The sequence below is a fragment of the Methanovulcanius yangii genome (assembly GCF_018687785.1).
GTDB classification, from domain to species: Archaea; Halobacteriota; Methanomicrobia; order Methanomicrobiales; family Methanomicrobiaceae; genus Methanovulcanius; species Methanovulcanius yangii.
Genome location: NZ_LTBL01000001.1, coordinates 1,683,869 through 1,702,511, shown reverse-complemented (window position 1 = coordinate 1,702,511; position 18,643 = coordinate 1,683,869). Strand labels below are relative to the sequence as shown.

The window sequence follows — 18,643 nt, the reverse complement described above, 5'->3', positions numbered from 1 at the left end:
CTTACCAACCTCTTTCGCTAAAATGAGAAGGGAAGCCGTTCGCCTTCCTTTCGTTCAAAGAGAATACGCCCGTTCTCCTTGTACGTCTTCATCACAAGAATGGTGGCGGTCTCGCGTATCTGGTCGAGGGTTGCGATCTCCTCGGACACAAACCTCGTGATCTCCTGGAGATTTCTCCCGGTGACGAGGAGCTCAAAATCATAGACCCCGCTGATCAGGCGCAGCGAACGGACCTGCGGGAACCGTGCGATACGTTCGGCGATGCGGTCGTAGCCGAAATCGCGCTCGGGGTTCACCTTGAGGTTGACGGTGGCGGCGGCGGTGTCCTCGCCCGCCTTCTCCCAGTCGATACTTGCACAGTATGCCCGGATGACTCCCGATTCCTCGAGTGCCGCAATCCGTGATTCAACCTCCTCTTCGTCAAGGTCCGCAAGCGCTGCAATCTCACGGACATCCATCCTGCCGTCCTCCTCAAGGATGCGGAGGAGCAGCCAGTCTTTGGCGTCCATTGTACTCACCTGAATAAGTTCTTGAACCGGGATATATCAATCTGATTCAGACGGGCATCCTCGAACCGTGAATCCTCCCGGAGTGTCTCGAGAATTTTGCGTGTCCCCGCGCCGAACCACATCTCCTTCGTCCTCCCGTACCGCCCCCGTGAGACGAGGCGCGCCTTGATCACACCGAGCATCGTCAGCTCGGAGATGAGGTCGGTGATACGCCGGTGCGTCAGGACATCAAGGTCAAGCGCCTGGGCAACCTCGCGATAGACCTGGACCACCTCGCCGGAGGTGAAGACCTGTTTGCCCATCTCGGGAAAGAGCAGCATCGCATAAAGGACCGCCTTCGACTGCGTGGGAAGGGTCTTGATGCCCTCAATCAGGCTGTCCGCATCGATCTTTCGCTGTGCCGCACGCACATGTTCCTCGGTCACCCCGGCCGCGTTTTCCCGTTCGGCAAGTTCCCCCGAGACCCTGAGAAGGTCGAGCGCCCGCCGGGCATCTCCGTGCTCCTGGGCGGCAAGGGCGGAACAGAGGGGAATCACTCCCTCCTCGACGACATTCTCGTGGAATGCCTGATTGGCACGCTGCTGGAGAATATCGACGAGCTGCGGAGCGTTATACGGCGGAAAGACGATCTCCTCCTCCGAAAGCGAGGAGAGAACCCGGTGATCGAGAAAACTCGTAAAGAGCAGGTCGTTGGAGATGCCGATCATGCAGACGCGGGCATTTTTGAGTTCCGAGTTGATACGGGTGAGATTGTAAAGCGTCTCGTCCCCTGATTTCTTGACGAGCTTGTCGATCTCGTCGAGAACTATGATATGGACCCCGCCGATTGCCTCGATGAGATTCCTCAGTTCATGGTACACCTGATCGGTCGGCCACCCCGTCATCGGGATCTTCGAGGAGGGACGGTCCGACGAACGTCCTTCGTCGTCCTCGAGGGTCGCTGCAATCTGGGCGAAGACCCGGTACTGGGTGTCGATGATCTCGCAGTTTAAGTGGATGACATTGCATTCCACACCGATACTCCCGCAGGCCTTCTCGAGTTCCGCACCTACATAGCGGACCGATGCGGTCTTGCCGGTTCCCGTCTTGCCGTAAATCAGTATGTTTGAAGGGGTTTCTGCACGGATGGCCGGCGCAAGGATCGAGGCAACAGTATCCATCTGCGGCTGCCGGTGCGGGAGAATCGATGGACGGTACGAGTGGCGAAGAACCTCCCGCTCCTTAAAAATTGTCTGATTTGTAAGATATTTTTCAAACAGTCCCATCGAGGATGCACCGCTTCCACCCGGAGCGGGTGGGGTTCCGGCATCGTCAGTAAATCCCGAAAGGGACATATTCCCCTGATCATCTTCAATATTTTCCCCCATCTGGTTCACTGGCACGACCTCCATATCGTGTCGATATCAATTCATGATGCACGAAACTACTTAAGGTACGTGAATTGGGTGAAAGGGGCATCAGAATCATACCCGGAAGAAGTGTCTCAACCCCTTTATTTCCAGTGGAAAAATATTCAGGTTTCTGTTTTAATTTCGGGGATACCCGTTGAAATACTAATTTTTTGATGAGGGGCCGAGAGGGTGCCTCCCCAAAATGGGATGTCCAGCGCCCATCAAAGCGATGATACCTGTGGTGAGAGTGGGGATCAAGGACTTTGGTTCCGCTCATCATTGTGTGCGCGCTTTTTCAGGGTGGGGGAGGGGGTCAGCCATTGAGGGGATGCCTCTCATATTCATCGATCATCCATCAGGGTGCTGTTGATTTCCGGAAGGGTTTATCCGTCTGACGATGCAAACGGCGGAACAGTCCGACTCATGGAACATGGCAGGGACATGGACCGGCAGGAGCCTCGAAGAAGCGATGATCATTCCAGGGAGGGTGAATGATGGCGGTGAACTGAATTTTTATGAAATTGCAACCTTGCCGGAACTGTGATCACCCCCACCCCTTTGTTTCCACTGCAACAATAATTTGGCTCCATGAGAAGACCTGACGGTATCTTCTTCATATTACCTGAGAATAGTCAATGAGTGATCTCCATTTGTTCATATTTATCCTGTTTGATCCGAAGCGGCGAAGTACGAAAGCGGGCGTGATGTATTCAAAATTGTAAAATATAGGTTGTGTGATAAAAATATAGCAACAAATAAAGCTATAAATTAAATTTTAATCGATATTTAAGCTTTAATTTTCTTCAAGCATTCTCATTTTTCGCTGCAACCTGGGCTGCATGGATGGATTTCCATTCCAGTGGAAATGATGGGGTCCCCCCCCTTTTTTCTTGTCTGACGCGCGAAAAATATCGTGGTTTGGAGGAGATCGCGCACCCGTGCCCCATCCATTTTTCCTCAATTTTCGCGAATTGATCCATTCTCTCCCCCTCCGTTTTCCTCCCGCGCCGGCGTATACCTGATCCATTCGTCCTTCGGGATGGCATTTTTCAGTGATGCGCCGGATTTTTTTCACGGGACACATCCCCTGCCATGATTCACTTCCACCCCATGTCAGGGAATCGGTCCCGGTTCATTTTGGTGAGGATGGATATCCGGTTCCCCCGGTTCACCGACGGGACCTCCCATCCTCTCTTATTGCATCGGCGCTTTCAGATCCGACTCATATATATCGCGATTGCACCAAATTCCCAGTATGGATCCATCTCACATTCAGGACATCACCCTCACGGCGGCAGTCATTACCGTCTCTACCTCACGTGATGTTGCGACGGACGGTTCGGGGGCGCTCATTAAGGAGCGGTTTGCAGCATCCGGCATCCCAATCGGCTACTATGCAGTGGTTCCGGACGATATCCGGGCCATCCGGCAGGCGCTCACCACTGCATTTTCGGCATCCTGCAATGTCGTCGTCGTCAACGGCGGGACGGGCATCACCCATGACGACTGCACCATCGAGGCGGTCGCCCCGCTCTTCGAGAAGACCATCGACGGATTTGGCGAACTCTTCCGTCTGCTCTCGTACGAGGAGGTCGGCACCCGGATGGTCCTTTCGCGTGCCATCGCAGGTATCATCGATAAAAAAGCGGTCTTCTGCACCCCCGGTTCGACCGCTGCCGTGCGACTCGCAATGGATGCCATCATCCTTCCCGAAGCACGCCACATCATCACCCACGCGTCGAAATAGACCACCGGGACCATTCCGGGACAGGCAGCTCCGGGTCCGGGCGTGAAGATGGCAATCACGGTGGTGCCCGGCGGCCGGACCGTCGATACGACTTTTTCCGGGCGTCCTCTCCATCCATATCAGATGAGAACGCTGCGCCGCCGGGAAGGCGGACGCCCGGTGATGGTACAGGTACTTACGGCCATGAAAAAGAGAAAAAAGTTCAATTGGACCAATGCTTCGCCCCGTCTGCCCGGATTCCAGGATAATTTTTTTCGAGCGCCCGTCTGCCCGCCATCGCGGATCAGCGGTAGACCTCAAGGAGCGCCACCCGCTCGATGACAAGCTCTGCAAACCGTTCCGGCCCGACGATGGCCTCCTCTTCCGGGGAAATTCCGTAGAGTCTGCGGAGGCGTTCGCGTTTTGCGGGGGTGAGCTCTTCCCACCCCTCGGCCTCATCGTCATGGAAGGTCATGATACCTGCGAGAGCGGCGGATGCCCCGCCCGACGGCGGGCAAATGACGACAAAGAGACGGCATATGCCGGTATGAATGCCGAAACGGGTCGCTTCGTTGCACTGGCGGGTCGCCCCCGTCCAGAGGAGTGTCTCCATCTCGAAGCTGTTTGCGACGGGAGTCTCTTCCACATAGAAGGACCGTACCGCGTGGGCGAGCGCCGCCCGAACATGTGCCTCTCCGGCAACACGGTCGGCATCGATGCAGATGACGGCGCTTCCCTCCGCGTCTGCGATGGTCCTGACCGCCGCAAGGAATTCTGCTTCATTCGTGATCTCGGCGCATGCGTGCCGGATTTCGTATTGTATCCCGGTTGACGGATTCATCTTTCTTGTCCCCTATGAATGATCCCCGAAGGAAAAAAGGGATGCCTGGCCGTTGCGGGGGTCATCGTCCCTGCCGTTCGAACTTCCCTGTTCTTCCACCCCACGGGTGTCTCCGCTCCGTTTCCGTTGTTTACCATCCCTTGTCACGGCAGAGACGGATGGTTCACCGGTGCCCCCCGCAGGCCCGCCTTGCCGGCCTTTCCCTGAGCTTCCGCTCGCAATTTCCCGGATCGCCGATTCGGCGACCTTTCTCCCGATGATTGCACCGACCTTCTCGACGCCCGCGGCAACGATGGCCGCGGGCGTCGTCATCCCGTTCGTATACAGGCGGCGGGCACGCACCCGTCCGATGCCGCGGATCCGCACGAGCGGGATGAGTTCTTCCTTGACGCCGTGCCTGACCCTGAGTTCCGCAGCTGCGATCGCCTCGTCGTGGACGGGGGCCATCAGGTGTGCAAGGCGGCTGCCGGCATGAACGAGCCACCCAACTCCCTCGACCACATTGTAGATATCCCCCGGTCCGACACCGTAGCGTTCGCAGACCGTCTCCTCGCCGACCTCGTCCATCCAGTCCAGCAGGAGCATCGTCGTCTTCAGCGCGCGGAAGAATTCTTCCATTTCGGTGTAGGAAAATTCGCCCCAGAGCTCGTCTTCGTGGGCATAGTAGAACCGCTCGAGCATCTCCATGTCGTTTTTGCGCACATACAGGGTGTACATGTCGGGGGTCGTACAGAGGAGCTGGAGAAGCCCCGCTACCGACCAGTCATTATGTTCGCGGAGCCCCTGGGTGATGATCTCCGCGGAACGGGGGTCGATGTAGAGGCGGGAGGTGAGATTGCCGTATTCGGTGGCGTTCATACGCCCGTTCAGGTCCGTGATCATCTCCGCCTCCGTGAGAAATGCGACAGAACGATCGACGATCCGCTGCAGCAGCCGTTCCTCGCCGTGCTGGTGGGCATAGAAGGTCTTTTTCAGAAATGCCATAAGGCCCTCGCGGTCCCGGACGAAGCGGGTTGCAATCAGCGAGAGGATGTGGGTGGTGAGCACCCCTTCGGAGGAGGACCGCGAGGAGACATCCTCATCGGGTGCGGTACAGTACTCCTCGAAGAGATCGTAGACGGCGTCCTCGCTCTTTGCGATGAGAACCGCCTCACCGTAGGGGTCCAGGTGCGGCCGCCCAGCCCTTCCCGCCATCTGGCGGTACTCCCGGACCGGGATGGGCGTCATCCCCGCTCCGGCGGAGAAACGGAGATAGTCGCGGATGATTACCCGGCGGGCCGGCAGGTTGAGGCCTGCGGCAAGTGTCGGGGTGGAGGAGATGACCCGGATGGCCCCCTCGCGAAAGCCCTGCTCCACGAGCGAGCGCTGGGCGGGCGTGAGCCCGGCATGGTGGAACGCCGCCCCGTGGCGGACGCAGGTGGCCAGAATCCGCCCCATATCCGTTTCGGCCGCCGATTCGAGGCGGGTTGCAAGCTCCTGAAGGGCGGGCTCATCGATTTTCAGCGCCTGAGCGGCCCGTTTGGCGTACGCCTCGGCATTGCGCCGGGAGGAAACGAAGACCAGGCACTGCCCGCCATCCGCGACGCAGTCGAGGAGGAGATTGACATCCTCGTGTTTGGTAGTTGCGGGGTACTCCCGCCGGTCGCCGTCGAAGTAGATGGTGTCGCGGTAGGCGACCCCCTCCCGGAGATCGACCGGCCTCCAGTCGGAGGTGACGAGGTCGGCGTCGAGCCACCCGGCAAGTGTCGAGGGGTTGCCGATAGTGGCGGAGAGGGCGATCACCTGCATCGCCGGGTTCATGTGCCGGAGTTTGGTGATCACCATCTCGAGGGTGGGTCCGCGGTCCTCGGAGTCGATGAGGTGGACCTCATCCACGACGAGGAGGGTTACGTCCCGCAGCCAGGGAGCACCGTTTCGCAGCAGCGAGTCCACCTTCTCCGACGTGGCGATGATGATGTCATTTCGGCCGAGGTAGGCGTCCCGGCGGTCGAGGTCGCCGGTCGCCACCCCGACCGAGGCGCCCTTGCCGGAAAAATCGCTGTACTTCTCGGAGGCCAGCGCCTTTAAGGGGACAATGTAGAGAGAGCGCCCTCCCTGCGCCACGTGGGTGTGCATCGCCATCTCCGCTATCAGGGTCTTTCCCGATGCCGTGGGGATGGCAACAAGGAGGTTTGCCCCGGTGAGAAGGCCCTTCTCCACACATGCTGCCTGCGGGGGATAGAGGTTCTCAATCCCCCTTGCGGTGTAGGCTCCGACCAGTTCAGCCGGGAGCGGCAGGTCCGAAATTTTCATCAATACCCCTTTTTTTCCACTTGAAAACGCAGGATTAGGGTTTTTTCAGGAATCCCCCGGGTCTCCTCCGGATTCATCTCCAGTGGAAATAATCCTTATCTGCCCGTGATTTTGGGTTTTGGAGGTGAAAAAAACCCTGTTTTCGGAAAGGTCAAAACCAAAATATATTTATAGTAAATCTCATCAATTTACCTAATTCCGGTCTGTTTCCTTCTTCTCTCCGTTTACGCTCTCAATAATAATATTCAAACATATCCGCCTTTTGTTCCTTGCGTTTGCGGTCAAGGAAGGAGAAGACGGTCGCATGCGGAAGCCCCTCGACGAGCATCTCCACAGCCTCGCTGACGATCTTTACCTGGTCGAAGGTGCCGATGATGGCGACCGTCTTTCCATGGACGGAGACGAGGGCACCGGTCATGTCCTCAATCTGTTCGCGGGCCCTGCCGTTCTTGCCGATGATGCGGCCGCGGAGGCGTTCCATCTGTTTCGGTGTCGAGCAGACGCCGGACAGGTCGATGATGTCGAGGAGCAGGTCCTCCTCTTCGAGGAGGGTGTACGCACGTTCAGGCGAAAATCCACGGTTAATGGCCCGCACGAGTTCGGTCGTCCGCATGACGGCGACGGCATCCTCGCCGTCGATGGTGACAATCCCTTCATCGGAGTTGACCGTCAGGTTCGTGTCGGTGAGTTCTTCGATCTGACGTTTGGTTGCCCCGCCCTTTCCTATGAGGACAGCGACGCGGCTGGCGGTGATTTTTATATCGGTGGTGGTCATGTCGGGTTATCCCCTTGAAATCTGATCACTATGGGGCGGGGAAGGAAATAATGGTTGGCGGCTGGGCAATTCGCGCGCATCCCCGTTTTATGCGCGAATGATCCCTTCCTCCCGCTCATGTGCAGCGGTAGAACTATATAATATACAGGGAATAGGGGGGGTTTTGAACTAACCGAATCTTCTTCATATAGTATTACAAAAAGGGTCATGTACTTCAGCATTACTGCGATTCATGAAAAATTACTGAAGAACTCCCGGAGTTGCCTTTCATGGAAGAAACCCAGGAAGAATATAAAAAGATGAATATTAAAGTTAGTGTCAAAAATTTGACGAAAATTTTTGGAAAAAAACCGGAAGATGCCCTCGCGCTCATTGAGCAGGGGAAGAAAAAAAAGGAAATTCTGGAGGAGACACAACAGAATGTGGCGCTCCGCTCTGTTTCATTTGATGTCTATGAGGGAGAACTGTTCGTTCTCATGGGACTGTCCGGTTGTGGGAAATCAACTCTTCTGCGTTGTATCAACCGGTTGATCGAACCGACCAGCGGCTCCGTCGAGATTGACGGGGTGAACATCGTCGGGATGGGGGAGGATGACCTCAGAGAGCTGAGGCGGAGGAAGATCGGGATGATCTTCCAGAGTTTTGCCCTTCTTCCGCACCGGACGATTCTGGAGAATGTTGCCTTTGGACTTGAAATCCAGGGAATCCCCGCAGCCGAGAGGGAGAAAAAAGCTCAGGAGGCAATCGATCTCGTCGGGTTGTCGGGCTACGAGGGGAGCTATCCGTCCGGGCTTTCCGGGGGGATGCAGCAGCGGGTCGGGCTTGCCCGGGCGCTTGCAAGCGATGCGGATATCCTCCTGATGGACGAAGCCTTCAGTGCGCTCGATCCGCTCATCCGCCGTGATATGCAGGATGAACTCATTGAACTGCAGGCCCGCCTGAACAAGACGATCATCTTCGTCAGCCACGACCTCGACGAGGCGCTCAAACTGGGTGACCGGATCGCCCTCATGAAAGATGGCGCCATCGCCCAGCTTGGAACGGCAGAAGATCTGCTCCAGAATCCGCGCTGTGAATATGTGGAGAAATTCGTCGAGGATGTCAACCTCTCAAGGGTCCTCGTGGCAAAGGATGTGATGAAACGCCCCGAACCGCTCGTTCCGGTCGATTCAGGCCCGAGAAACGCCCTCCGTCTGATGGAGGAATGGGGTATATCAAGCGTCTTCGTCGCCGGCAAGGACCGTGTATTCCGGGGTCTGGTCACGGTGGAAGGCGCCGTCGAGGCCAAGAAATCGGGCCTGTCGCTGAAGGACGTGATGATCACCGACAGCCTCACGGTAGAACCGGATACTCCTGCCCTGGAACTGATGCCGATCATGGCGGAGACGCCCCATCCGGTGGCAGTCCTTGACAATGAGAGAAAGATCAAGGGGATCATCGTGCGCGGATCGCTGCTTGCCGGGCTGGCGCGGCTGGAGGTTGATGCCTGATGTCGGATATTCTCCCCGTCGGTGAAGCGGTCGAGGCGATCGTCGGCTGGATTGACGAGACCTTCGGGTGGCTGCTCGACGGGATTACGGCCGTCATGGACATCCTTGTCAGTGGATTTCAGGACGGGATGGCGGCGATTCCGCCGCTCCTTCTCATCGTCATATTCGCAGCCCTCGCATTCGTCCTTACCAAAAAGAACATCAAGATTGCGCTCCTCACCCTCTTTGGGCTCCTCTTCATCTATCTGCTGGATCTCTGGGCCGAGACCTTACTCACGCTTGCCCTCGTTATCACTTCAGCCGCGGTGACGCTTGCGATTGGCATCCCGCTTGGTATCCTCGCCTCGCGGTCTGCGGCCGTTGATGCGGCGCTTCGGCCCGTCCTCGACCTGATGCAGACGATGCCCTCCTTTGTGTACCTGATTCCCGCCGTCATCTTCTTCGGTCTTGGAAACGTGCCGGGGATGATTGCAACGATCATCTTTGCCATGCCGCCCGCCATCCGTCTCACCAATCTCGGGATCCGTCAGGTCCCGGTCGAGCTCATCGAGGTGACCGAGGCGTTCGGGGCAACGGAGTGGCAGAAACTCATCAAGGTGCAGCTTCCGGTGGCCATGCCGACGATCATGGCAGGGGTCAACCAGTGTATCATGCTTGCCCTCTCGATGACGGTCATTGCCGCGATGATCGGGGCCGCGGGATTGGGGCTCAATGTCCTCATGGGGATCCAGCGGGTCGATATCGGCGGTGGCTTCGAGGCGGGCCTCTGTATCGTCATCATCGCCATCATCCTTGACCGGATCACGCAGAATGTGATCAGCACCAGCCAGAATCAATAGAGGTATATATAGACCCCAACAAATTTTTCCATAAGTCAGTCCCGGACCGTTTCCGGCGGTTTTTTACTGACTAATTGGATGTGTTTATGTGCTAAATTCGAAATCGAAAAGAATCTTACTTGTTTTGTTAGTTTTGTTCTGTGGAATTCTTGTTGCCGGTTGTACGGACGAGACCGGTCCGGCAACCACCGAACCCACAGCAGAAGCCGCAAAGGAGGTCTCCATCGGCTACGTGCTCTGGGATTCAGAGATTGCAAGTACCAACGTGTTGAAGGCGGTCTATGAACAGGCCGGCTACGATGTCGAGCTGAAAGCCGTTGACGCGGGGCCCCTCTATCAGGCACTCGCCGACGGGCAGGTCGACATGAGCATCTCGTCATGGATGCCCGCCACCCATGCGGCCTACTGGGACACCTACGGGGATTTGATTGACATGGTCGGTCAGAACCTCCAGGGCGCAAAGATCGGCCTCGTGGTCCCGTCGTATGTGACCATCGACTCGATTGCAGAGATGAACGATGTCGTCGAGGAATTTGACGGAAAGATCATCGGCATCGAACCGGGTGCGGGTATCATGGCAGCGACCGAGACCGCCATCGAGGTCTATGATCTTGACTACACGCTCGTTGCATCGTCGAGTGCCGGCATGGCTGCCCAGCTCAGTGATGCCTATGCAGAGGGTGACTGGATCGTCGTTACCGGCTGGACGCCGCACTGGAAGTTTGTCCGCTTCGACCTGAAGTATCTCGATGACCCCGAGGGCGTCTATGGCGGCGAGGAGTACATTGCAAGCCTTGCCCGCATGGGCTTTGAGGAGGACAATCCCGAGGCCTATGCCATTCTTGAGCGTTTCTCGTGGGAGCCGCAGGACATGGAATCCGTAATGCTTGCCGTTGAAAGCGGAGAATCGCCCGAAGATGCCGCACAGGCATGGGTGGATGCAAATCAGGATACCGTCTCCTTCTGGATCAACGGATAATTTTCCAAATTTTTCTCTTTTTTGTAGGCCGCTGCATCAGGCAGGGCCGGCAGTGGCATATATATACGATCCGGTGATATGCCTCGGTACGTCGGGGCCCGGCCATTTCCCGCTGGCTGGTTTCTGGCATATGGATGTGATGAGAGTGATTAATCCAACATCAAAATTTTTGCTTCTGGCAGTTTTGGCCGTATTCTGTGGTATTTTCACGGCGGGGTGTACGGATGACGGGGGGGGCGGACCGACACCTACCGCGGCACCGGTTAAGGAGGTCAGTATCGGCTATGTGCTCTGGGATTCGGAGATCGCAAGCACCAATGTGGTAAAGGCGGTCTATGAACAGGCGGGCTATGACGTCGAGCTCAAGGCCGTTGACGCCGGTCCGCTGTACCAGGCACTCGCTGACGGACAGGTCGATATGTCGGTCTCCTCGTGGATGCCCGCCACCCATGCGGCCTACTGGGAGACCTATGGGGATGACATCGTGATGGTCGGTACCAACCTCGAAGGCGCCAAAATCGGACTCGTGGTTCCCGCCTATGTGACGATCGACTCGATCACCGAGATGAACGGTGTGGCTGATCAGTTCAATGGGGAGATCATCGGTATCGAACCGGGTGCCGGCATCATGGCGGCGACCGAGACCGCCATCGAGGTCTATGATCTTGACTATACCCTCGTGCCGTCTTCGAGTGCGGCGATGGCTGCCGAACTGAGTGATGCGTATGCAAATGGTGAGTGGATCGTCGTCACCGGATGGACGCCGCACTGGAAGTTCGTCCGCTTCGACCTGAAGTACCTCGATGACCCCGAGGGCGTCTACGGCGGCGAGGAGTACATTGCAAGCCTTGCCCGGATGGGCTTCGAGGAGGACGACCCTGAGGGATACGCCATCCTTGAGCGATTCTCCTGGAACGCAGAGGACATGGAAGAAGTGATGCTCGCAATCGAGGACGGTGCCACCCCTGAAGAGGCCGCTCAGGCCTGGGTGGATGATAACCAGGACAGGGTCCTCTCCTGGATCAACGGGTAGTTCCACAGACAAATCTCTTCTTTTTGCCTGGACAGGCGTGATTCGCTGTGCAGGGACAGGTGCAAAATTCTGTGGAGTAAAAATTGTCCGGGAGACAGGATTCTAAATCTCCATCCGGTGTTCGCCCACGATGTCGCGGAAGATCTCTTCCTCATCGCGCAGCGGGCATTTTTTGCTGAAGTAGCGGTTGATATTTTTTATGTCGCGGACGAGGAAGGCGATCGCCTTCGGGTGTTCGGGTGTGACGCCCTGCCCGATGTCGATGATGATCGGCTCCTCCCCGTCGAAGAGGATATTGAACTCGGAGAGGTCGGCATGCACGAGGCCCGCCTCGTTGAAGAGGGTCTTCATGGAGTCGAGGATGCTCGCATAGACCGGGGCGTAATCCTCGACATGCGCCTGCCTGAGCTGCGGATAGGGGATCTCGTCCTCGCCCATGAATTCCATCAACAGTATGTTGCGGTCAAAAAAGACCGGTCGCGGCACGCGGACGCCTGCCTCCAGTGCCCGGGAGAGATTGGAGTACTCCTTCTTCGTCCAGGCGAAGATGATCTCCTTTTTCGAACGGCGGATAGAGGAGAACCGGGGGTCGCCGATGATGTAGTCGGAGATGGACCGGAAGTTCGCCGACTGGATGCGGTAGATTTTAATGGCGATGGGAAACTCCTCCCCCTCGCCGTAGAAGACGTTTGCCTCCTTTCCGGTGGAGATCGACCCGCCGATCTCCTTGATTTTGCCCTTGTGGACGAGACGGTACAGGGCGAGAAGGGTCGTCTCGTCAAACACATTTTCCTCTACCTTGAAGGAGTCGGCGTCCTTGATGCGGACCCCCATCTTCTCGATCTCCCTGTCGAAGCGGTCCTGGAGGCGGTCGCGGTCTGCCATTGGTTCCTTCCTTGTGTATGGTACTACGTTCGTGGCCGCCCTTACTCGGGGCGGTTTGCGTTCATGTACTCGCGGGCGCCCTCAAGCACCTCGATGAGCCCGCCTGCAACGGCGGCCTTCAGGTCGGCGGGGTGGATGTCGCCTGCCGCATAAGCACCTTCCATCTCCTCATACGAGGTAAATTCGCGGTTTCCGCCGAACTTCTCCGGCCGCTGCATGGTGACCGTCCCCGCCCGCGGGAAGACGTGGTATTTGAGGACCTGGAGGACGGGGTTCTCCTCGATCTCCGGCGGGCAGAAGGCCTTCTTCATCTTCTTCGTGATGACTTCCTCGGAGTCGGCGACGGAGATATAGTTCTTCTGGGACGAGGACATCTTCTTCCCGTCGAGCCCGTTGAGGATCGGCGTGTGGATGCACAGGGGCGCCTTCACCCCGATGGTGGGGAGGTTTTCGCGGGCGAGCATGTGAATTTTGCGCTGGTCGATGCCGCCTGCGGCCGCGTCGACCTTCAGGTGGGCGATGTCGACCATCTGCATGATGGGGTAGACCATCTGGGAGACCATCGGATTGTCCATCTGGCGGCCGACCTCGTCCATCGAGCGGGTGGCCCGCTTCAGGCTGATCTTCTGGGAAAGCCGGAGAACGTCGAGCTGGTAGTCGGGCGAGAGCTGGAACTCGGAGCCGAGCACGAACTCCACGCCGGTGAGGCCGACGGCCTCGAAACACCGCCGGTTATAGTCCGCAAGCTCGCCCACTTCCTCCATTGTCCCCTTGCGGTTCAGGTATGCATGGAGGTCTGCCAGGAGCACGACGACATCGAAGCCCGCGTCCCTGAGGTCCATGAGTTTATTGATGGTGACGAGGTGGCCGAGGTGGATCTCGCCGGAGGGCTCGTAGCCCGCGTAGACCCGCTTCGTCTCCTGCGAAAGGACGCTTCTCAGCTCCTCCTCGGTGACGACTTCGACCGTATTTCTCGTCGCAAGTTCGTAATCATCCATGCTGCATTTTGTTGGATGTGTGCCGCATTAATGGTTGCTCTCGTTGGGAATGATGAATCTATTCGCACGAATTGAATGGTCTGAAAATGAACGGGAATTCAATCCTATTCGATGAAACCGGATGCTGAGGATAGTCGAACGATTGGTTTATGATATTCGGGATATAGGATTACCTATGGCACTCGATGACCGGTCGATGGGATATGAACTGTCGAATGTTGAAAGGGAGATTGCCTGCAACCCGAAATACGAAAATGTCGGCTATGTAAGGCATGATCGGGCAGACGGCTATTTTTTCCTCGATTATTCGCCGTATAAGAGGAATGAAAAAGAGGAGATATACTATTCCTTCAGTTCCCGTCCCCCGGAAGGAATGTATGTCGAAGTCCGGGTGGAAGAGGAGAACTATCACTTCTTCGATTATTTCGATGATCGTTGGGTGAAAATCAAGAAGATTTCCGGGTGGAAGGAGTTTGATGTCAGTGAGATTGCCCGACAACGGAAGATTTTGGATTTTCGGGAGGTCATTGAATACTTCACCCATCCTTATGACGGAGAAGCGGACTGCATCGAGGAGATTGCAGGATGTTCCGCGTTGTTTGCCTTTTCAGCACCTCCGGTTTCCGATGAATCCGGCGGGATACATTCTGCCGTATTTGGCAAGAAGAACCAATGGGATCTGTTCCGGCGCCCCTTTGATATTATCCCGACGGAGTTCAGAAAGGACACATCATATTACTACTATCTCTTTTCGAACAACGATGTTCAGGTTCGTAAGGCCAGTGGAGAGATTAATCAGGCAATTCTCAGGCCCCGGCACCTTGTTGCCGATATTCCGGTTGCAATGGACAATGAATCAAAAAACAGGATATCGCCTGACTACCGTGAAATCCTGAAGGAAGAAGCCGGGATCATTACCGGACAACTGCTGGACGGCCTTCTTATTACCCCGAAATCGACGGATACCATTGAAAAGGCAATGCGGGAAGCAGTCTACGAACTCCGTGAAGAGTATTACAAGTCCGGGCAGAGACCATTCCGGCAAAACATATCCGGTGCCATCCCCAAACTGGCCTCTTCCTATGCACGATTGCAATCGAATCCGGTCATCCACAAAGAGGATATCCGATATGTCATGGATTTGTGGTCTGCAATGTCGCATAAGACCGGGAAAATCCAGGCATCATCCCTGATAATAACCGAAGCCTTCAACCTGACGGGAGATTCCAGAAATCTCTATTACCGACTGTATGATGTCTTTGGCGCCGACTATCCCATCCCGTTCGGGGATGCGGTGAAAACTGCCTCCATGGATCCGCTGGACTTCAGATTAGCCCGGGAATCTCTCTATGAACGAGGATATTGCCTCATTGGAAGGGATTCACTGACTCTTCTTGAACCGTACAATAAAGAATGATGCCCTTGAATGAGACGGGAACGTAATCTGGCACCAAAAAAATGGAAAATAAGGCTATCAGGATGTGATATATGGAATATCACATCGGTCCCTGATTCACTTTCTACAGGAGTTCTTAGATAGCCTTCAGTCCGAGCGCCTCGTTCGTCATCCGGATGGACTCTCCCGCCTCCGCGGTCGCCTTCATCATCGCCCGGATGGCGTCGATGTTCTCCACGACCACGTCGGCCTCCTGGTGGATGGCCTGGAAGAGGTAGAGCCTGTCGCCGACGACCGAGACCGAGTCCTCGTAGACGCAGGACTCCCAGAGGTCGCTTCGCGGGCGGCCCATGTCGGAGGCAAGCTCTCTGAGTTCCGCCGTCGAGGTGATGCCGGTCGACCCCTTCACGAGCCCGATACGCGGGTGGCTGCGGATCAGCTCGAGAACGTCTGCCGTGGTCGCTTCGTTGACGAGCTCCATCTGGAGGACGTGCATGTGCATGAAGGTCGTAGGGACGATCATCGCAGTTGTCACGATGTTGATGTCCGGGAGCACCGTCTGGACGTCGGGACCGTGGTGCGAGGGGATCGTCACCGGATTGAGGACGATGGCGTCGACCGGGCCCTTCTTGATGCCACCGGGGTCCGACCCGCGGCGCACCATCGTTGCAAAGACCGATTTCACGTCGTACTTCTCGTCGATAAGCCGGATGATCCGGCACAGCCCCGTCGTGTTGCAGGAGACAACGCGTACATAGTCGGCACCGAAGGCGTCATTATAATTGCACGACGAGTTGAACGAGATGCCTGCGACCTCATGTTTCTCCCCGCCCTGCCAGATGGCCTTGACGCCGTAGAGCTCGTAGAGTTTCTTGTTCTCCTTTCCGACGCCGCCGGGCGTTGCGTCCACCACGATATCGCACTTCTTGAGCATCTCCTCAACGTCACCTGCGACCTCGATGCCCGCCGCCTCGAACTTTGCCCTGTTAGCGATATCCGTGATATAGAGCGGATAGCCCCGTTCGTTTGCAATGAGTGCCTCGGATGAAGGCCTCGTCTTGGATACTCCCACCACTTCCATGTCAGGCTGTGCGGCGACCGCGTCGGCAACCCTCTTGCCGATGGTCCCGTAGCCATTGATGGCAACCCGAATCATAGGTAAGTGATGGCATCCGGAACGGTTAAGCACTACGGTCTGCAGCGGGTGACGGATCATCGGATGAGGTTCGTATCGGATATATAGGAGAAAAAAAGTAGATCAGTAATACGTGACATCGACAGAAGAGCGCAGTCGTCCGATTGGCGGAGAGGGACGGGCCTGTCCCCAGTGCGGCGAACCGGCCCCCGCAAAGGATGCGTCCATCTGTATGATCTGCGGTTCCCCGCTCCCGCCCCCCCTCCCGGAGTCATTCCGGGCTGACCCCTGCCCGCAGTGCGGGGAGCCCGCAGGGGACGGCGATGTCTGCATGGTCTGCGGCACGGGACTGGTGAGGGAGGGTTCCGCCGCCGGAAAGGGTGGTGCCGATGGCAAACGGCGTATTCGCGGCATCGGATTCTGTGCGGTCTCGCTCGTCCTTCTTCTTCTTATTGTCGCAGGTGCAGCGGTCTCGCTCTTCCCCTCCCTCGGCCTTCCGAATATCGGGGCTGTCACCGTGGAAGGGAGCGGCAACCTCATCCTCGAGGCGACCTGCCAGTCGGGTTCGGTCGATGTCCTCTACGGGGGGACGCGGGACGGGTCGCAGCCGAAAGTCATCGAACTCGGGGTCGTCTGCCCGGGCAGCGATTCGACCCTGAACCTGACCCGGTATCCGGTGCCCGAACCGGGAGCTGTATTCGGGCCGTTTTCTGCGGCACGGGGGGGGGACTCTGGCCTCGTCATCGTGGCCCGCCCGGAGTATGCCGACGGCAGGGTTGCGACCGAGACGATCCCCCTCCCCTAGCTCTCCTCCGAACCTTTTTTTGCCCCTCAGTGCGACGTTCTCCACAGGGGAAGATGACAGCCGCCAGCCGTGACCGTGAATATGCCGTCTGGGTCAGTCCGGATGAGCTGGGCACGAAAAAGGAGATCACACTCGACGGGAAGACCGTTATGTTTCAGGTGCCGTCCCGCATCGATGGCCACGTCACCCTCCGTCTCAAGGGTCTCGGGTACACCCGGGACGGCGAGACCGGCAACCTCCTCATCCAGGTCAATCTCATCGATGAGGGGAGCGGAGGGCCGGGTGCGGGGCGAAGGGACTGGCAGGAAGAGATCTTTCAGCGTACCTCCCCCTCATCGGGGGGAAACCCTCCGGGAGGAGGGGAGTACGGGGGGCCCGGTGTGAAGTACCGGGTCTTTCGCAGCGGTGGCCGGGGCGGCATGTACGGTGATATCCCCCCGACGCCCGAACCACCCATTGAGGATGAGAAGCGGTACCGCCGTGGCGGACTGATGATCGCGGTGGGCGGTCTGCTCATCTCCGCTGCATCATATGCCGGCCTTTTTCCCATTCAGGCGTACTGGGGGGCGCTCGTCGCCATCGCCGGGCTCGCCCTTGCTCTCCATAAAAAATAACTCCGGATTTACCGCGGAGCTCCGGGAAAACTCCTATTTATCCTTTAAAATTGGTGAAGTAGTTCGTGATGTACTCCTTCTGCTCAACCTTCTTCTTCTCTTCGGGGTCGCGGATCAGGTGGACACCCTCTGACTGTACGGCCGGGCAGAAGGGGCAGATGGAGAAGGGGACGTCGTCGGCATGTTCCCGAACCGGGCAGTACGAGGTCCAGCCGTCGACGGAGACCTCCAGCCCACCGGGAAATGGCGTTTCCACCGGGTGGCCCGGTCCGTCCTCGATGTACATGGCAAAGCCCGCAAGAAGGTAGGTGAGGGAGAGAAGTGCCGGGTCCTTGTGCGCCGCCTGTGCCCGGCAGGCCGCCGCCGCCATCGTGCAGTACCCGGAAAATCCCTCCCGCACCCGGGGGACCCGCCAGAGGCGGGGTGGGTCGCGGGACATCGTCATCAGGCGGTGGTGGGTATCGAAGATCTCACGGTGGACGGCCACAAGGAGGCGGTCCCGGTATCGCTTCTGCATATCCGCGGTCTTGTTCTCGAAGTTCGCCATCATCCGGGGGAGCGCTTCGTGGGGATATGCGGCAACGGCTGCTGCGAGTGCGGGAAGAAGGGTCTCCTTTCGCGTATGCACCGCAAGTTCGCTCCAAACCCTGAGGCACACCTCGAGGTAGGTCGCATACTGCGGGTCGGGCGGAACCGCAGCCCGTTCGCGTGCGCCGGCGGGAAGGGCGGCGGTGTCCATCAGGAGATCGATGCACCGGCCCTGATCGTCCGGCCTCCTCTCCTCTGCACCGCCGAGGAGGTGCCGAATTGTATGTATCAGATCCATTGCGCCGTCTCTCGTCTGGTACGACAATCATCTCCCGGAAAAGAAAAAAACGTATGCAACCTGGCCCGGTTTTTTCTCGCGTCCTCTCCATTTACATATCGGATATTCA

18 protein-coding genes are annotated in these 18,643 nt (G+C 57.3%); 9 read left to right on the top strand and 9 right to left on the bottom strand.

Annotated elements, in window-relative coordinates:
- Positions 1-17: 17 nt before the first annotated feature.
- Complete coding sequence (locus AZH53_RS08605) at positions 18-509, bottom strand: Lrp/AsnC family transcriptional regulator (RefSeq protein ID WP_319643105.1); 492 nt, start codon at positions 507-509, stop codon at positions 18-20.
- Positions 510-514: 5 nt separating this feature from the next.
- Complete coding sequence (locus AZH53_RS08600; protein WP_319643666.1) at positions 515-1,774, bottom strand: ORC1-type DNA replication protein; 1,260 nt, start codon at positions 1,772-1,774, stop codon at positions 515-517.
- A 523-nt stretch (positions 1,775-2,297) separates the two neighbouring features.
- Between AZH53_RS08600 and AZH53_RS08595 the strand changes: the two genes are divergently transcribed.
- Together AZH53_RS08595 and AZH53_RS08590 are read left to right on the top strand one after the other, a co-directional pair.
- Positions 2,298-2,444, top strand: coding sequence for a hypothetical protein (locus tag AZH53_RS08595; protein WP_319643104.1), 147 nt, complete (start codon positions 2,298-2,300; stop codon positions 2,442-2,444).
- A gap of 711 nt (positions 2,445-3,155) precedes the next feature.
- Positions 3,156-3,647, top strand: coding sequence for a MogA/MoaB family molybdenum cofactor biosynthesis protein (locus AZH53_RS08590; protein WP_319643103.1), 492 nt, complete (start codon positions 3,156-3,158; stop codon positions 3,645-3,647).
- A gap of 283 nt (positions 3,648-3,930) precedes the next feature.
- Here the strand turns inward: AZH53_RS08590 and cgi121 are convergent, their stop codons facing one another.
- The 3 genes from cgi121 to AZH53_RS08575 form a co-directional block, all read right to left on the bottom strand.
- A complete protein-coding gene (gene cgi121 / locus AZH53_RS08585) occupies positions 3,931-4,467 on the bottom strand; it encodes a KEOPS complex subunit Cgi121 (protein WP_319643102.1) in 537 nt (178 codons plus the stop codon).
- A gap of 12 nt (positions 4,468-4,479) precedes the next feature.
- Complete coding sequence (locus AZH53_RS08580) at positions 4,480-6,759, bottom strand: ATP-dependent DNA helicase (protein WP_319643101.1); 2,280 nt, start codon at positions 6,757-6,759, stop codon at positions 4,480-4,482.
- Between the two features lie 232 nt (positions 6,760-6,991).
- On the bottom strand, positions 6,992-7,534 hold the full coding sequence (locus AZH53_RS08575; RefSeq protein ID WP_319643100.1) for a KH domain-containing protein: 543 nt from the start codon (positions 7,532-7,534) through the stop codon (positions 6,992-6,994).
- Positions 7,535-7,803: 269 nt separating this feature from the next.
- On the opposite strand from AZH53_RS08575, the gene AZH53_RS08570 reads away from it, so the two are divergent.
- From AZH53_RS08570 to AZH53_RS08555, 4 genes are all read left to right on the top strand, one after another.
- Complete coding sequence (locus AZH53_RS08570; RefSeq protein ID WP_319643099.1) at positions 7,804-9,024, top strand: quaternary amine ABC transporter ATP-binding protein; 1,221 nt, start codon at positions 7,804-7,806, stop codon at positions 9,022-9,024.
- On the top strand, positions 9,024-9,863 hold the full coding sequence (locus AZH53_RS08565; protein ID WP_319643098.1) for an ABC transporter permease: 840 nt from the start codon (positions 9,024-9,026) through the stop codon (positions 9,861-9,863). Before AZH53_RS08570 ends, AZH53_RS08565 begins: the two co-directional genes overlap by 1 nt.
- Before the next feature lie 133 nt (positions 9,864-9,996).
- Entirely contained in the window at positions 9,997-10,842 is an 846-nt protein-coding gene (locus AZH53_RS08560) for a glycine betaine ABC transporter substrate-binding protein (RefSeq protein WP_319643097.1), read from the top strand.
- A gap of 184 nt (positions 10,843-11,026) precedes the next feature.
- Positions 11,027-11,875 carry a glycine betaine ABC transporter substrate-binding protein gene (locus AZH53_RS08555; protein ID WP_319643096.1) on the top strand — a complete coding sequence of 283 codons (849 nt, stop codon included), beginning with the start codon at positions 11,027-11,029 and terminating at the stop codon, positions 11,873-11,875.
- A 102-nt stretch (positions 11,876-11,977) separates the two neighbouring features.
- Here AZH53_RS08555 and AZH53_RS08550 read toward each other — a convergent pair whose 3' ends face one another.
- Positions 11,978-12,760, bottom strand: coding sequence for a serine protein kinase RIO (locus AZH53_RS08550; protein ID WP_319643095.1), 783 nt, complete (start codon positions 12,758-12,760; stop codon positions 11,978-11,980).
- 41 nt (positions 12,761-12,801) lie between these two features.
- The gene (locus AZH53_RS08545; RefSeq protein ID WP_319643094.1) at positions 12,802-13,758 is read right to left on the bottom strand and encodes a tyrosine--tRNA ligase; all 957 of its coding nucleotides are present in this window, start codon (positions 13,756-13,758) and stop codon (positions 12,802-12,804) included.
- Positions 13,759-13,933: 175 nt separating this feature from the next.
- Here AZH53_RS08545 and AZH53_RS08540 point away from each other — a divergent pair, with 175 nt between their 5' ends.
- Positions 13,934-15,175, top strand: coding sequence for a hypothetical protein (locus AZH53_RS08540; protein WP_319643093.1), 1,242 nt, complete (start codon positions 13,934-13,936; stop codon positions 15,173-15,175).
- A 115-nt stretch (positions 15,176-15,290) separates the two neighbouring features.
- Here the strand turns inward: AZH53_RS08540 and AZH53_RS08535 are convergent, their stop codons facing one another.
- The gene (locus AZH53_RS08535; RefSeq protein ID WP_319643092.1) at positions 15,291-16,310 is read right to left on the bottom strand and encodes a type II glyceraldehyde-3-phosphate dehydrogenase; all 1,020 of its coding nucleotides are present in this window, start codon (positions 16,308-16,310) and stop codon (positions 15,291-15,293) included.
- 112 nt (positions 16,311-16,422) lie between these two features.
- Between AZH53_RS08535 and AZH53_RS08530 the strand changes: the two genes are divergently transcribed.
- Both AZH53_RS08530 and AZH53_RS08525 read left to right on the top strand, forming a co-directional pair.
- On the top strand, positions 16,423-17,094 hold the full coding sequence (locus AZH53_RS08530) for a double zinc ribbon domain-containing protein (protein ID WP_319643091.1): 672 nt from the start codon (positions 16,423-16,425) through the stop codon (positions 17,092-17,094).
- 53 nt (positions 17,095-17,147) lie between these two features.
- Entirely contained in the window at positions 17,148-17,708 is a 561-nt protein-coding gene (locus tag AZH53_RS08525; RefSeq protein ID WP_319643090.1) for a hypothetical protein, read from the top strand.
- A gap of 37 nt (positions 17,709-17,745) precedes the next feature.
- Here AZH53_RS08525 and AZH53_RS08520 read toward each other — a convergent pair whose 3' ends face one another.
- The gene (locus tag AZH53_RS08520; protein ID WP_319643089.1) at positions 17,746-18,534 is read right to left on the bottom strand and encodes a DUF2115 family protein; all 789 of its coding nucleotides are present in this window, start codon (positions 18,532-18,534) and stop codon (positions 17,746-17,748) included.
- Positions 18,535-18,643: the final 109 nt, after the last annotated feature.